The 14,978-nt window shown below is 43.6% G+C and carries 15 protein-coding genes; 1 reads left to right on the top strand and 14 read right to left on the bottom strand.

Annotated features, from left to right (window positions below):
• Positions 1-227: 227 nt before the first annotated feature.
• Genes DP73_RS02350 through DP73_RS02360 form a run of 3 tightly spaced genes read right to left on the bottom strand, consistent with a single transcriptional unit; the run spans position 228 to position 2,042 of the window.
• Positions 228-467 (bottom strand): DUF4911 domain-containing protein, encoded by a 240-nt coding sequence (locus DP73_RS02350; RefSeq protein ID WP_034597186.1) that lies wholly within the window; start codon positions 465-467, stop codon positions 228-230.
• Positions 468-517: 50 nt separating this feature from the next.
• Positions 518-763, bottom strand: a complete 246-nt coding sequence (locus tag DP73_RS02355; protein ID WP_034597187.1) for a DUF4911 domain-containing protein — start codon at positions 761-763, stop codon at positions 518-520.
• Between the two features lie 16 nt (positions 764-779).
• Entirely contained in the window at positions 780-2,042 is a 1,263-nt protein-coding gene (locus tag DP73_RS02360; RefSeq protein ID WP_034597188.1) for a U32 family peptidase, read from the bottom strand.
• A gap of 533 nt (positions 2,043-2,575) precedes the next feature.
• On the opposite strand from DP73_RS02360, the gene trpB reads away from it, so the two are divergent.
• A complete protein-coding gene (gene trpB / locus DP73_RS02365; protein ID WP_128751366.1) occupies positions 2,576-3,754 on the top strand; it encodes a tryptophan synthase subunit beta in 1,179 nt (392 codons plus the stop codon).
• A gap of 500 nt (positions 3,755-4,254) precedes the next feature.
• On the opposite strand, the gene mltG is transcribed toward trpB, so the two are convergent.
• From mltG to mnmA, 11 genes are all read right to left on the bottom strand, one after another.
• Entirely contained in the window at positions 4,255-5,274 is a 1,020-nt protein-coding gene (mltG, locus tag DP73_RS02370) for an endolytic transglycosylase MltG (protein ID WP_034597190.1), read from the bottom strand.
• A 29-nt stretch (positions 5,275-5,303) separates the two neighbouring features.
• Entirely contained in the window at positions 5,304-6,668 is a 1,365-nt protein-coding gene (locus DP73_RS02375; protein ID WP_034597191.1) for a VanW family protein, read from the bottom strand.
• A 243-nt stretch (positions 6,669-6,911) separates the two neighbouring features.
• A complete protein-coding gene (locus DP73_RS02380; protein WP_034597192.1) occupies positions 6,912-7,211 on the bottom strand; it encodes a DUF1292 domain-containing protein in 300 nt (99 codons plus the stop codon).
• 68 nt (positions 7,212-7,279) lie between these two features.
• Positions 7,280-7,696 (bottom strand): Holliday junction resolvase RuvX, encoded by a 417-nt coding sequence (ruvX, locus tag DP73_RS02385; protein WP_034597193.1) that lies wholly within the window; start codon positions 7,694-7,696, stop codon positions 7,280-7,282.
• A gap of 21 nt (positions 7,697-7,717) precedes the next feature.
• The gene (locus DP73_RS02390) at positions 7,718-8,659 is read right to left on the bottom strand and encodes an aldo/keto reductase (RefSeq protein WP_034597194.1); all 942 of its coding nucleotides are present in this window, start codon (positions 8,657-8,659) and stop codon (positions 7,718-7,720) included.
• Between the two features lie 91 nt (positions 8,660-8,750).
• On the bottom strand, positions 8,751-9,005 hold the full coding sequence (locus DP73_RS02395) for an IreB family regulatory phosphoprotein (RefSeq protein ID WP_014901906.1): 255 nt from the start codon (positions 9,003-9,005) through the stop codon (positions 8,751-8,753).
• A 77-nt stretch (positions 9,006-9,082) separates the two neighbouring features.
• The gene (gene alaS / locus DP73_RS02400; protein ID WP_034597195.1) at positions 9,083-11,710 is read right to left on the bottom strand and encodes an alanine--tRNA ligase; all 2,628 of its coding nucleotides are present in this window, start codon (positions 11,708-11,710) and stop codon (positions 9,083-9,085) included.
• Positions 11,711-11,892: 182 nt separating this feature from the next.
• A complete protein-coding gene (locus DP73_RS02405; protein ID WP_034597196.1) occupies positions 11,893-12,924 on the bottom strand; it encodes an AI-2E family transporter in 1,032 nt (343 codons plus the stop codon).
• Positions 12,925-13,079: 155 nt separating this feature from the next.
• A complete protein-coding gene (locus DP73_RS02410) occupies positions 13,080-13,274 on the bottom strand; it encodes a hypothetical protein (protein ID WP_014901903.1) in 195 nt (64 codons plus the stop codon).
• Positions 13,271-13,765, bottom strand: a complete 495-nt coding sequence (locus DP73_RS02415) for a PRC-barrel domain-containing protein (protein WP_034597197.1) — start codon at positions 13,763-13,765, stop codon at positions 13,271-13,273. Before DP73_RS02415 ends, DP73_RS02410 begins: the two co-directional genes overlap by 4 nt.
• A 75-nt stretch (positions 13,766-13,840) precedes the next feature.
• Positions 13,841-14,977 carry a tRNA 2-thiouridine(34) synthase MnmA gene (gene mnmA, locus DP73_RS02420; protein ID WP_034597198.1) on the bottom strand — a complete coding sequence of 379 codons (1,137 nt, stop codon included), beginning with the start codon at positions 14,975-14,977 and terminating at the stop codon, positions 13,841-13,843.
• Position 14,978: the final 1 nt, after the last annotated feature.

Genomic DNA, 14,978 nt, shown 5'->3' on the forward strand with positions numbered 1-14,978 from the left:
TTACGCAGTCTCACCCCACATAAAGCGCCTGATACTGTTCGTGTTCCTCGGGTCGGAACTTTGCCGCCGGCTTCCTCTGGATTCCCCTCGCGGTGGACACCCTTGCCTTAAGCTAATGGTTGGTCGCTACATACCCCCATAACGGACTTTCACCGTCAAGTTAATCACCATGCGTGGCGCACGAAAAAGGGGACGGTTTAGTTAACGCTAAACCGCCCCCTGCTACTTCACACAAATTCAATCTCTAAAGGCATTTCTTTCACAATTTCTTTTAACTCAGGCCAACAATGCCTTGTAGTTTGAATCATGACTTCCCCTAATGCCTTATTCGTTGTAGTTACAACGCCCAGATGACCTAAGCCCTCGACAAGCTTACAAAGCAATTGGATTTGGGACCGATCTATGCGCGCTTTTATGATCAGGTCAAGATCTGAAAGTTGGACTACTTGGGGTTCGGAAAAATTCATTTACTTATCTCCTGTTTCCATAATTTTTTCTCTCTGATATTAAGCAGAATCTAGATGAACTCTATCTCAAAGGGCATTTGTTCTATAGCCTTCTTTAACTCCGGCCAACACTGTTTAGTTGTTTGAATCATGACTTCCCCTAATGCTCGATCAGTTGTTGTAACAATTCCCAGATGTCCCAGGCCTTCGACAAGCTTATCTAACATCTGCATTTCCACCCTTTCTAAACGGGCTTTAACAACAACATCCAGATCCAAAAAAGGAGGACTTGAGTGCTCAATACCATCAAAATTCATCGCCTGTCTCCTTAATCTACTTTTTCTCGCTTTTTGCCCGTCGCAAAATACTGTAAGGCAGGATTTCCCTTGGTACAGTCATCTTTATCTTTTGCTGAGCATGACGAGCTACCTCCATCGGTACCCCTTCAATATCCCACATTTCTTTAACTTCGAAAGACCAACATTCTCCTTGGGGAGTTAAGACTTCTAAGACTTCACCAATCTTAAAATTATTTCTTTGCTCAACCCATGAGATGTTCTCATCAGATGTCTTAAGGATTTGATCTGCCATTTTCTCTTCAGTTAAGTGGACTCCAACGAAATCATAATCTCGAACATAATGAGAAGAAACCAGATTATGTGAACTGGCACCCGGCTTTCCAAAAAGGAAGCCTGGCGAATAGTCTCTGTGGCTAACCTTATCCATTTCCTCCAACCATCGTGGAAGTTTTTCTTGAAAGGCTTCTTCCCCTTGCTCCCATAAAGTATCGATAGCCTCCCGATAAACCTTAACTGTACTGGCTACATACTGAACACTTTTCATTCGTCCTTCAATTTTGTAGCTGTCAATATCAATTGGCTTTAACAAAGGAAGATGGGGTAAAAGGCATAAATCGTGGGAATTAAACACATAGGTTCCCCGTTCGTCCTCTTCAATGGGGAAAGCAATCCCCGGACGTTTTTCCTCGACAAGTGCGTAGCCCCAACGGCAGGGCTGAGTACATTCTCCGCGATTAGCGTCCCTGCCTGTTAAGTAGTTGCTTAGTAGGCAGCGCCCGGAATAAGACATACACATTGCGCCATGGATAAAGATTTCTAAGCCACCATCCACTTTAGGGCGTAAATCATTCATCTCCTGAAGAGTTAATTCCCGGGCCAAAACCACTCTCTCTATCCCTTGATTCATCCAGAAGCGGACGGAATACGAGTTTGTGTTATTGGCCTGGGTACTTAAATGTAAGGGCAGACGAGGAGCCACTTCCTTAGCCAACATGATAACTCCCGGATCAGAAACAATGGCAGCGTCTACTTTCAATTCCTCTAAGTGTTTGAGGTAGGTCGGAAGCTCTGCAAAATCCGGCTCATGGGCAAAAATATTGACCGTTACATACAGCTTTTTCCCCAGATCATGGGTCCAGCTAACCGCTTGCTCCATTTCCGCCCAATCAAAGTTTCCGGCATAGGCTCGCAGACCAAAGGCCTGCCCCCCCATATATACTGCGTCAGCTCCATAGGCTAGCGCATATTTTAACTTTTCCATATCTCCTGCAGGAGCCAATAGTTCTGGTTTTTTCATCTATATTCCCCTAACTAACTTTAAGCTTTAATCGTTTTGCTATTTGTATAGTTTAACATAAATGGATAGTACCTTATTCAACCTGTTCGAAGTAATAAGATCAAACATAAAAATCTTTTACATAACACCCCTTGACGAAGTGCCTTCTGACATATTACAATACAGAAAATTAACATGCAAGACAATGAAGAGAATTAGTAAGTTTTTGAGGATTGTTTTAGCGAGTCAGAGCAGGTGGGAGTCTGATACATGTCCCGTAGACTGAATGGATCTCGGAGTCGTAATCCGAACACGCTTTGAGTAAGTAGGTGATACCGGGGGTTTCCCGTTACAGAGACACGGATATCGAGAGGCTACTCTCTGCATCTGCTTATTTGCTGCTGAGAACCTACTCCGTATCTAAGACTCTGGATATGGGTAATATAAACGTGTTTGTAAATCCCATAGAAAAAGGTGGCATAATAGAAATTAACTTTCTGTCCTTTGAAGGACGGAAAGTTTTTTAGTTTTAAAAGAAGATGGAGGAATCAACCATGGAAAAAGGATATTTCGGAGAATTTGGCGGTAGTTTTGTTCCCCCCCAATTAGAGAATGCCTTAGCTCAATTAGACAATGCTTTCGAAACCTATAAGGATGATCCGGATTTTAATCAGGAGCTTGACTACTATTTACGACAATATGTAGGTCGCCCCAACCCCCTCTACTTTGCCAAAAAGCTTTCCCAGCAATTAGGTGGTGCTAAAATATACCTTAAACGGGAAGACCTTAACCATACCGGGGCCCACAAGATTAATAACGTTCTTGGTCAAGCATTACTGGCGAAACGTATGGGAGCTAAACGTATCATTGCTGAAACCGGTGCCGGACAACACGGCGTAGCCACCGCAACGGCATGCGCCCTCTTTGACATGGAATGCATTATATATATGGGAGAAGAAGATACAAAGCGCCAATCCCTTAATGTCTTCCGCATGGAACTCCTAGGGGCCAAAGTTGTCCCGGTCACATCCGGAACACGTACGTTGAAAGATGCAGTGGATGCCGCCTTAGAGGACTTTGCCGTAAATTATGAGAACACCTTTTACATGCTAGGTTCGGCAGTAGGCCCCCATCCTTTTCCTTCACTCGTCAAACACTTCCAAGCAGTTATTTCCCGGGAAGCACGCCAGCAAATACTCGAGGCCGAAGGAAAACTTCCTGACATAGTTATGGCCTGTGTCGGCGGTGGCAGCAACGCCATCGGTATGTTCGCCAACTTCTTAGAGGACTCCTCTGTTAATCTCATAGGAGTTGAACCGGCGGGTTTGGGTCTGGAAACCGGTAAACACGCTGCTCCCCTCTCCGCCGGAGCTCCCGGAATTGTTCACGGCTTTAAATGCTACGTTATGGCAGACGAAAACGGAGAACCTCTGGCCACCCACTCCATATCCGCCGGCCTGGACTATCCCGGCGTCGGCCCGGAGCATAGTTATCTAAAGGACAGTGGCCGTGCAGAGTACGTAAGCATCACTGACACCGAATCCCTGGAAGCCTTCCATCGGCTTTCCCGAACAGAAGGTATCATTCCTGCCCTAGAAAGCGCCCATGCAGTAGCCTACGCTCTTAAACTTGCTCCAACCATGAACTCCGACCAAATTATCATCGTCAATATCTCCGGTCGCGGTGATAAAGACGTAGAACAAATCTATCAACTAACCCATAAATCTGAGTAACCTTCTAATTTGTAAACCGATCCCACTAGTGCCCCTATAAGATCCAGTCCAACAAGGCGGATCGCTTAAGTCAGTATAAACTTGACTCGAGAGGTAATTAAGCCCAAACCACCTAGCCGTTCAAGATGGTCAAAGAGCGCTGGGTTACAGAGGTTCCTCCTAAGAGGTTCTCCCCAAGAGCTTCCTTCAAGCTTACCTTCCCCACAAAGCAGAGATGACTTTTGCTAAGTGAATCCCGTTAAACGGAGTTGCGTCCCGGCGAACGCCGATGTTAAAACATGAAAACGCTAGTGGGACTTGTCCAAGGACGGACTGATGCCGCGGTGCCAAGGATGGCAAGGAGCGGCGGACTTGCAGAAAGCAGAAGGGTTTAGCGTTTTCGTTTTAACATCCAGTGAGTAGCAACGGAGTTTCGGGTGAACGTGCAAAAGTCATCTCGCTTTCTCATCCTTGTCATACCATCTCGCTTTCTCACCCTTGCCACCATCTCGCTTTCACCTTCACTGATACAACTCAACATTCTTCAAATGCTCAGCATAAGTCTTCGCAAACACATGGTAACCATCCTTTTTGGCCACATAATAGCGAAAATCTGTCTGAGCAGGGTTTAATACAGCTTGCAGCGAGGCATGTCCCGGGCTGGCGATGGGTCCAGGCGGGTAACCGGCATGCAGATAAGTGTTATAGGGTGACGGAATCTGTAAATCTTGGTACGTGAGTTTGGGCTTAGGTGTACCCAGCAAAAACTGAATAGTCGCATCTATCTGAAGAGGCTGGTTAATCTTTAAGCGGTTAAACAAAACTGAAGCAATTAAGGCCCGATCCGATTCTCTTACAGCTTCCTTTTCAATTAGAGAACCCAGGATAACCCATTGAGCAACAGACAACTTCATAGAAACAAGCTGCTTCTGAACCTCTGGAGTTAGTTCTTTGGCAAATTGCCGCAGAAGCAAATCAATAGCTTCATGAGGAGAAGTTTCAACTGGGATGTCATAGGTATTCGGAAATAAATATCCTTCTAAGCGGTGGATTCCTTGAGGCGCATCCTTTAGAAATTCATAAGGAAACGAATCTTCCGTAACAACTTTAGTTAACCCCCCTTTACTCCCTATTCCTTTTTGCACCAAAAGCTCAATAATCTGTTCAGTAGTATACCCTTCAGGAATTGTCACCATATTGGTATCCAAAGAAGTAGAACCACTAATTAAGTGCTCTATCATTTCCTTAGGAGACATTGTGGGGGCTATCTGATAATCCCCTACATATAGTTTAAAATTATCTCGACGTTCACGGGCCAAAAGTTGGAACATCCCCGCACTGCGGATGAGCTGACGCTCTTGTAATTCCTCAGCTAATTGCGCCGCAGTTGTTCCCGGAGATATGGTAATTTTCACACTGTTCCCCGAGGTGGAGAAAGGCTTTGTTGCCCAACTCCACCAAGATAAGAATCCAAAGCCCCCGACCACGGAAAGAAGAATAATCCACGTAAATACTCCCATGGTCTTCTTTTTTCTGGCCATTTCTCACTCTCTCTTTCTCTATTCGAACCCTATGTTCCTACGCGGAAAATGCGATTTGTGGGAGCATATGAATCACGACCAAGAAATTTCTTGGTTTCACTGCCACTCTCATCTCGAATAACCTGCCACGTATTTACTACAACCCCTTTAACACCACCCTGGTCTCGAACGACTCGACCTTTGGGAAGCTTTGGATCGGGTCGCCTTTTTGTTGTATAAGGGATTTCTCTCTCTACTTGCCGTTCAATTCGAACAGTATTACCAGTTTTCTTACCCCAAATCCTAACTGTTAAGACTCCAGATTTTACTTCAGTTCGTAGATATGCTAAACTCTGGGAGTTATTTTTAAATTTGAAATCAATATTAGGATAATTAACGGTTGCATCTTGTCCGGGAGGCACATAACCTACAACAACAGCATGAGGCATACGTTCAACAATTTCTAAATTACTTAGTAATACTGCATTGTATAGTGTGGAAGACACTTGGCAAATACCTCCGCCGGTCCCTTTGACGTATTCTCCATTTATCAATACATAAGCTTCTTTATACCCGGTTCCCGGTTCCCGAGGACCGACAACCTGATTAAAGGAAAGAGTCTCACCGGGCTGAAGCAATTTACCATCCAAGGCTTTAGCAGCCGCAGTCAAGTTGGCCGAACGGTTCTTCTCCTTAACTAGAAAATTTGTTGAAAATTCACCAATGATAGAATCAAAGGCTAAATCTTTTATAGACTCTGTTGTGACCGCTGGGGGTACTTGAGCCATGGGAATTTCAATCCGTGTTGGAACTTCACTAAGTGTTAGATTTTCAATCTTACTTATTAATTGTTCAACATCAGCCCTTCGACCAGTTTCTGATGGCTGTATAACTACCTTATCCTTCTCAATCTTATAGGCAGCATCTTTGGCCGGCGTATTAAATTTCGTAAGCTTTTCTTGAAGTTTTTGACTGGCAACTTCTGAATTTACTTTAAAGACGCTGGGCTGAATAGTTCCTGGGTTAGTCTGGGTTTGATCAATAGTCTTTTCAGTATCGACCTCAAACCCTATGTCAGTTAAAGTCAAAGGAATCTCTGTATTATTGTACAACAGTACACGGGTTTCTTCCAGCTTGTCCTTTGCCCAATTCTCAATCTTAGTAGATGCCTCAACTAAGGGAGTCCCACTTAAATCTAAATCGTCAATTTTACTCCCCTCTGGTATAACTGAATTTAGTGTTTTAGCTTTAGCCTGTTGATTATCTTGAGAAATTTGTTTATCAGGTATCGGAGACGAAGAATAATCAGGTACATGATCTAATGAATTACAACCACTGAACAATGAAGTAAAAAGAATGCTTAAAAAGAACAGATAACTTAATCTCCTATTTCTAAAACACTTTATTTTCTTCACCCCCTCTTTTTAATTAGTCTTTCCTTTGAGTTTTTTGTTTATCTAAAAATCTCGTAGAACTAACAGCTTTTGACTTGTGAAAGTATTGGAAACAGAGTTTTATTAATCCTTTGCTGATTGTTTAAGGAAGAGGCAATTAAATACTGCCGAGTTTTCTTATCAAGAAAAAACAAAGAACTCGCTGAGTTATACTCAACGAGTTCTTTGTTTTAGTTCATTTAAGATTAATAAATAAGCGCAAAATTAATCTTCTTCTGATTCGACTAGGTTTTCCCAGGCGTCAGCTACTTTTTCCCACTCTTCGTCGTCTTCGATGTCAAGCAGCATTTCTCCACCTTCAGCATCTTTACCAAGTTTAAGGATAATTGCCTCATCTTCCTCGGATTCATCCTCTGAAATAGGCATTAAAACAAAGTATGTAGAGCCTTCTAGTTCCAATGTGTCTAGATGAAGAAACTCATGGTCTTTTCCTTCATCATCTGTGAGAATGACAGTGTCAAACTCTTCAGCATCATGCTCATGGTCATGTGGATGGTCAGTCATATGATTCACCTCTTAATTAAAGAATATGGTCATTGTACTATTGTAGGTAATGATTGTCAAATATCGGCCTAAGTTTTCTTCATTTGCCGACTGTCCAGGTACCCTTGAAGAATAAACACCGCCGCCATTTTGTCTATCACGTTCTTACGTTTGGAGCGAGACATATCGGCTTCCAACAAGGTTCTCTGAGCAGCAACCGTACTTAAACGTTCATCCCATAGCTTTACTTCAAGTCCAAACTTCCCCCGTAGAACCTCTGCAAACTCCTCGGTCAAAGTACATCGAGGTCCTATGGTTCCATTCATGTTCTTTGGATAGCCAAGGACAATCTCCATAACCTCATATTCCCGAATCAGTTCTTCTAACTCATCAAGTTCCTTCTTGGATCGCCTAATTGTTTTAATCCCTTGGGCCGTCCAAAATAATGCGTCACTAATAGCCACACCTATTGTCTTAGACCCAAAATCCAATCCCATAATCCGCACAGGATTCCCTCCTAAATTAATCTAAACAATTTTTAGGCAAAAATGCGGACATGCCCTCCCGCAATACCCACACAGTACACATGCTTCAGGGTTAACCACTGCCGTCTCTTCTAGACTCAAAGCGCCTTGGGGACATGCCTCAACGCACAATCCACAGCTTTGACACCAATCAGCAATATAGAGTTTTCGCGGTCTATGTCTGACCTTTTTTTGCAAACTTTCAGGGACTTCTTGCCCTTCTATTAAAAGCAAATTATAGTCCACTTCTGCCTGACTGGACATTCCTAAAGCAATTCCGTGAACACCCGCAATACTTTTTATAAAGTCGATGGCTTTTTTAGGATCCCTCGTTAAATGCCCGCCGCCAAAAATCTTCATTGCATATATCCCAATGCCCAAATCTGAGGCAAAGGCAATGGCGTCCAACATTTCACTCAACGTCCCATCAATAATTCCCAGACCCTGATAATTTAAGATTGGGTGAATTACATCCAGACCAGGCAATAAGGCGCCAGCCCGAACCCCCTCTACCGCGTGAGTGGAAATGCCGATCCAGCGTACAATTCCTTTTTCCTTCGCACGGAGGAGTTCTTCCCAAGCCCCCGAGTGCCCCTTTAAGGTTAAAGCACTTTCCTGTTCATGCAGCAAAAAAAAATCAAGAGTATCCCTATTAAGAGCAGTTCGTGCCTTCTCTAAACTTAAGTTCATTTCCTCAGCCGTAACAGAATAGGATTTACTGACAATCCGTACCTCAGGCTGATTCTTAATCGCTGCGGCTATTTGTTCATAGTTATCATATATTTCGGCAGTATCAATCCAATTAATCCCTTGTTCAAAGGCATACCGCAGAACTGAAACTCCCTCCTCTGCGGTTAGACGGCCTTGTAAGGGAGAAACAGCTAAACTTCCAAAACACACCTCTGAGACATCTGCTCCCCATAACCCTAACTTAACTTGACGCATATAGCCTCCTTTGGTGCGGGGCACATCGCACTTCAATGCTTCGTAAAGTTTAAACCCTCACCACAATTGAGTGAGGGTTCTAACTCCAGCGCTATTTTTCTTGCAAATAGGTCCTTACCAGTTCTTCGATCAGCTCAAAGCGTTCAAGTTTACGAATCATCGATCTCGCCTGATTGTGGCTGGTAATATACACAGGGTCGCCAGACATGAGATAACCAACCATTTGATTAATTGGGTCATACCCTTTCTCCTGTAACGCAGCGTACACCTTCTGTAGTATATCCCGGGCAGAAATCTCTTCTTCCACCACAGCCTTAAACATCATGGTTTCTTCCATTCGATCCATTTCCTGTCCCCCTTTCGCCTTTCGTCCTGACTTTTCCTATTAACTTTAGATATTCTGTCAATCGAGAAGATTCTCCTCTATTTATTAAGAAAACCCCGGAGAAGACTTGGAACTTTATCGATAGCTTCTCCTAATTTACTAGGATCTTTACCACCGGCTTGAGCCATATCCGGCTTCCCGCCGCCGCCCCCACCGGTTATTTTAGCTACTTCCTTTATAATCTGTCCGGCATGGAGCCCGCTTAAACCTGTTGGGCTCACAGTCGTTACAAAGTTTACCTTTCCTTCACTGGCTGCCCCTAAGACGATAACTCCCGATTTCATTTTATCGCGTAATAAGTCCGCCATTTGACGAAGACCTTCCATGTCAGGAGCATGCACTTGAGCTGCAATAACTGTAATTCCATCAATCTCAGTCGCTTTATTTAACAACCCATCAACTTCATTCTTAGCCAACTTTGCTTGCAGTTGACTAATTTCTCGTTCAAGCTCCTTCATTTGAGTCATTAAAGTGTTAACCCTTTTTCCAATTTCTAAGGGCTGTGCTTTTAGAGATTGGGCAACTTCGCTTACCTGCTCATCAAGAGAACGCAAATATGTCAAGGCCTCTAATCCTGCAACAGCCTCAATCCGGCGCAGGCCGGCTCCAATTCCACCTTCGCTGAGGATTTTCACAAGTCCTATTTCCCCTGTATTGCTTACATGTGTTCCTCCGCACAGTTCTTTGCTGAAGGATCCCATGCTCACTACTCGCACACTCTCTCCGTATTTCTCTCCGAAAAGTGCTGTAGCCCCGCTTTCTTTGGCCTCTTTCAAGGACATTTCCGTTGCCTTAACAGGCATATTCTTTAGAACTGCTTCGTTAATCAGCCCTTCAACTGCCCTTAGGCTATCCGAGGTCAGAGGAGAAAAGTGGGTGAAGTCAAACCGCAATCGTTCCGGGCTTACTAATGACCCTGCCTGCTGAACGTGTTCCCCTAATACTGAACGTAAAGCCGTCTGCAGAAGGTGTGTCGCACTGTGATGTCTGGTGGTAGCTAAGCGATCCGTATTATCAATTTCCACTTCTACAGGTTCGCCAACATGAAATACCCCAGTCTTAACCTCGGCTCGATGATATAAAGTTCCTGTCACTCCCTTTTTAACGTCGAGGACACGTGCTTCTGCCCGGGAGGTTCGAATTACACCTACGTCAGAAACCTGACCGCCGCTTTCTGCATAAAATGGAGTCTCTGTAAGGAAAACCAGCACTTCTTCGCCCTCACCAGCATCCTGTACCTCCTTGCCATTGACAAAAAGGCCCTCTATTTGTGTAGATGAAGCTACTTTATCATAGCCAACAAAAGGTGTCGCCCCCAGAGATTTTGCCTTTTCTACAACCTCTGTGCTCTCAACTACTGCACGCATCTGTTGGGACTGTTCCTTAGCCCGCAGGCGATGTTCCTCAGCAGCAGTTTCGAAAGTTACCATGTCGACAGACAAACCTTGTTCTACCAGCATTTCCTCGGTTAATTCCACGGGGAAGCCGTATGTTTCATATAAATAAAAAGCATCAGTTCCGGATAATACGTTTTCTCCTTTTTCAACAAGCCCTCTGACCTTCTCCTGTAATAACTGAGTGCCTTGCTCTAAGGTTGCTTGGAAATTCTTCTCTTCTAGATTTAAGTGGCTTAAAATGAAATTTTCATTCTCTTTAAGTTCCGGATAAGCATGAGCATAGTCTCTTTGAATAATTCTAAAGGCCGATTCCAAGAATGGTTTATCAATTCCTAAGAGCTTAGCAAAGCGGACAGCACGGCGTAAGATACGACGCAGCACATACCCTCTACCTTCATTATTTGGACGGATCCCGTCTGAAAGCATAAAGGATACCGCTCTGACATGGTCAGATACAACTTTAAGTGCTAAGTCATTCTTAGCATTCTCTTTATATTTAACCCCTGCCAAGGCAGCAACATGATCAATAATCGGCCGGAATAAATCCGTATCGAAATTTGTTTCCACACCCTGCATCACAGAAGCAATTCGCTCTAAGCCCATCCCGGTATCAATATTTTGCTTAGGGAGGGGAGTCAACACCCCTGCTTCATCGCGGTTATACTGCATAAAGACTAGATTCCAGATTTCCAGGAAACGATCACAATCACACCCTATAGCACAACCTGGTTTGCCACACCCTCTGGCTACACCGAGATCGACATAAATCTCCGAACAAGGGCCACAGGGTCCCGTCGGCCCGGCGGCCCAAAAGTTCTCCGGGTCACCAACGATGCGATCAGATTTAACACCTGCTTTTTCCCAGATCTCTCTTGCTTCAGTGTCTTCGGGGTAAATTGTGATCCATAGTTTTTCGACAGGGATTTTTAAGACAGTGGTTATATACTCCCAAGCCCAAGGAATCGCTTCCTTTTTAAAGTAATCGCCGAAGGAGAAATTGCCCAACATTTCAAAGTATGTATGATGGCGAGCAGTTTTACCTACTTCTTCGAGATCCGGAGTACGAACGCACTTCTGAGCAGTCGTTGCTCTTGGAATGGGTGGTTCAACTTGGCGTTGAAAATATGGTTTAAAAGGAACCATGCCTGCAACTGTTAACAACAAGGTCGGATCATCTTTGGGAATAAGTGATGCACTAGGTAAGATTGTGTGTCCTTTCGCCTCGAAGTACTTAAGAAACATGTCCCTTAATTCATTACCAGAATACAATTATGAACACCCCTTTAAATTCAATAAAAAAAATAATCTCTCCCTTTTAATCAGGGACGAGATTTTTTCGGGATCACCCTGCTATCTTTCGGGCTATCGATACTTTTAACTTTCTCACTTAAACTATAAAATTTCCATTGTTTATCAAGTATATACAGTGGATGTCTTATTTGTCAACTAGATTAAACTTTTGTAGAAACCAGCCGAAAATAAATATGTTTAAAAACAACTCGAATAACCGCAGCCAAAGGAACCGCTAAAAACAAGCCCCAAAAACCGGCGATTTCTCCAAAAGCTAAGAGGGCAAACACAATCCAGAGAGGATGAAGACCGACACTATCACCCATAAGCTTTGGTGATATTACATTTCCCTCCAGTTGCTGGACAAAGAAAATTATCAAACCTACCTTTAAAGCCATAACTGGGGAATGGGTTAAGGCCAATAGTACAGCAGGAACCGCCCCAATAGCCGGCCCAAAATAAGGAATGAGGTCAAAAACTCCACAGATAAGTCCGATTAAGAGGGCATAATCCATTCCAACCAACCTTACACCTATGCCTATAAGTGTTCCCACGATTATGGCAACAAATAGATCTCCTCTTAAGTATTGCCTAACAACATGGTTGATATCTTGCCATAACCGTCTCCATTCCATCCTCCAGCGTTGGGGGATAATCCGGAAAAACCCTTCTCTTAAGTCCTTCCAGTCGGCCAAAAAATAGATGGCAATCACCGGTGATAGCATGTAAAGAGTCACTGAGGATAGTGCTTTGGGCAAGTTATCCAAAAAAAGGTTAAGTCGGTCAGCCAAAATACTCTCGCCTTCAACCAAATGTTCATCTAAAACAAGGGCAACCCGACTTGGTAGGCCTGTAGCCTTAAATTGGTTTCGAAATTCATCTATCGTATCCGCAACCGACTGAATAGTCTGAGGCAATATTACCACTAATTTATTAAGCTCATTATATATTATAGGAATCACCAAAAAAACAGCCGTAGCACAGCAGGTAATGATTAAGATAAAAACAAGGGCAATAGCTTTATTTCGGCTTATATTATAACCTTCAAGAACATCCACTAATGGATTTAACAAATAAGCAAGCACAAAAGCCAAGAAAAACGGACCGAGAATTGCTCTTACCCTGAAAAGAATTAGTATCCCCAGCAGCGAACATATTCCTACAAAAATCCACTTATAATTGTTAGATTTCATAAGCCAAGAGAGCACACTTCCTTTCAAAGTCCTAAGAAAAACTCAGACCCTACAAACTATGGGAGACAAAGGTCCTGAAGGCCTGGCTGAACATAATTAGAGCTTAAGAAAATCAAAAAGCGCGCGATGCGCGCTTTTATCAAAATATAAACAAGTTACTCAATAGCAGCACAAGAAACATTTGGATTAAGGCTTGGATCATCCCAGGCAACTAGAGAACCGTCCTCAGCCAAATCATATATAACCACTTTATCTGTTTGGGTAGCAAACTCAACACAGCAGTCCCAACAATAAAACTGCTCAACGCCAACTTTTCCTATAGCTCTTCCACCGCAAACCGGACAATTCATGATCGCATTCCCCCTTCATTTGCTTGATCCAAGGGGGATACTTGGTTATCAACAATTAAGATATCTTTTCCATCGATCATAACATGCGGCTTCAGAATCGTTCCCCGCCCATGAAGCAGGTCAGAGAAAAGACCGTCGGAAACCTCGAATCCAACCATTTTTTCTATGGAATCATCGAGAAAAACATCTTCAATTGTACCTCTTGCGTCTCCACCTTGAGTATAGACTTCATTACCTACTTTATCAGACCACCGTGTCCCCTTAAGTTCTTCTATAGTTTTTTCATTAACAGTAAGGGCGTCCTTGCCAACAGTCACAATAGCCTTCCGAGGAATACCTTTCGCAGAGTGGAAAAAGTGCCCACCTTCCAGGAGAACTCCGACTACCTCATCTCTATCATTGTCAAGAACCAGATCATGTACCCAACCAATAGAATTTCCACTCTTTAAATCCAAGACTGGTAATCCGACAATTTCACGAGAGCGTCTCATCCTTCTTCCACCTCGCTAAAAATAATTTCTATCTATACTCTGCCCTACTTCATCAAACTTTATTCATACCTAAGTCTAACCACGAACCACGGACTTAGAACCACGATCTCGGCCCCGAGGATCAGAGATAATCTTCCCCCCGCCAACCACCAGGTTTCCTTGATAAAAGACAACTGCCTGCCCCGGAGTCACTGCACGCTGAGGTTCATCGAATTGAACCATTACTCCATACCCTGATCCGATTTCTCCCGGAATAATTGTAGCGGTCGCACCGGATGAGTTATAACGAATTTTTGCATGGACTTTTATAGGTTCAGTTAACTCAGGTATAGATATCCAATTAAGATCTTCAGCCCAAAGGGTATCTGTGAAGACATCCTTATCTTCACCTAAGACCACCTCATTACGCTCAGGATTTAGTCCGACGACAAACATTGGCTTACCAAAGGTGACCCCTAGACCTTTTCTTTGTCCAACGGTGAAATGGATTATACCTTCGTGCCGACCCAGCTTTTTTCCTGCCAGATCTACAAAATCACCGGGCTTAATAGGAACCTCCGAGCGCTCCTTTAGAAAAGAAGCATAATCATCGTCAGGGATAAAACAGATCTCTTGGCTTTCAGGTTTATCACCCACACCAAGGCCACGTTCTCTAGCCATTTCCCTAATATGCTCCTTTTTGTACTCCGCTAGAGGGAATAAGGTGTGTTTAAGCTGATCTTGGGTCAACATGTACAGAGCATAGGTCTGATCCTTACGTTGATCTGCGCTTCTACTTAACAGAAAGCGTTCACTGCTCGGATCCCTAAGCACCTGTGCATAATGACCGGTTGCTATAAACTCAGCTCCTAATCCACGAGCTTTTCTCAGCATCTCTCCAAATTTAACATGCCTATTACAGGCCAAGCAAGGATTTGGGGTTTCTCCATACAAATAAGACTGTGTGAAATAATCTACCACAGTCTCCTTAAAATAAGAACGAAAGTTCATGACGTAATGGGGAATTCCAAGTATAAAAGCAACTCTTCTGGCATCATCGATAGCCGAGTTAGAGCAACAACCCCCTTCGACTTCCGGACCTGTTGGATCCCAGATCTGTAAAGTCACCCCAATCACTTCATAACCTTCTTCTTTGAGCAAAGCGGCGGCCATGGAACTATCCACACCGCCACTCATACCCACAACAACTTTAGGTTTTGTAGCCAGAGTCATT

Origin of the sequence: Desulfosporosinus sp. HMP52 (genome assembly GCF_000765145.1) — a bacterium.
In the GTDB taxonomy this organism is placed as follows: domain Bacteria; phylum Bacillota; class Desulfitobacteriia; order Desulfitobacteriales; family Desulfitobacteriaceae; genus Desulfosporosinus.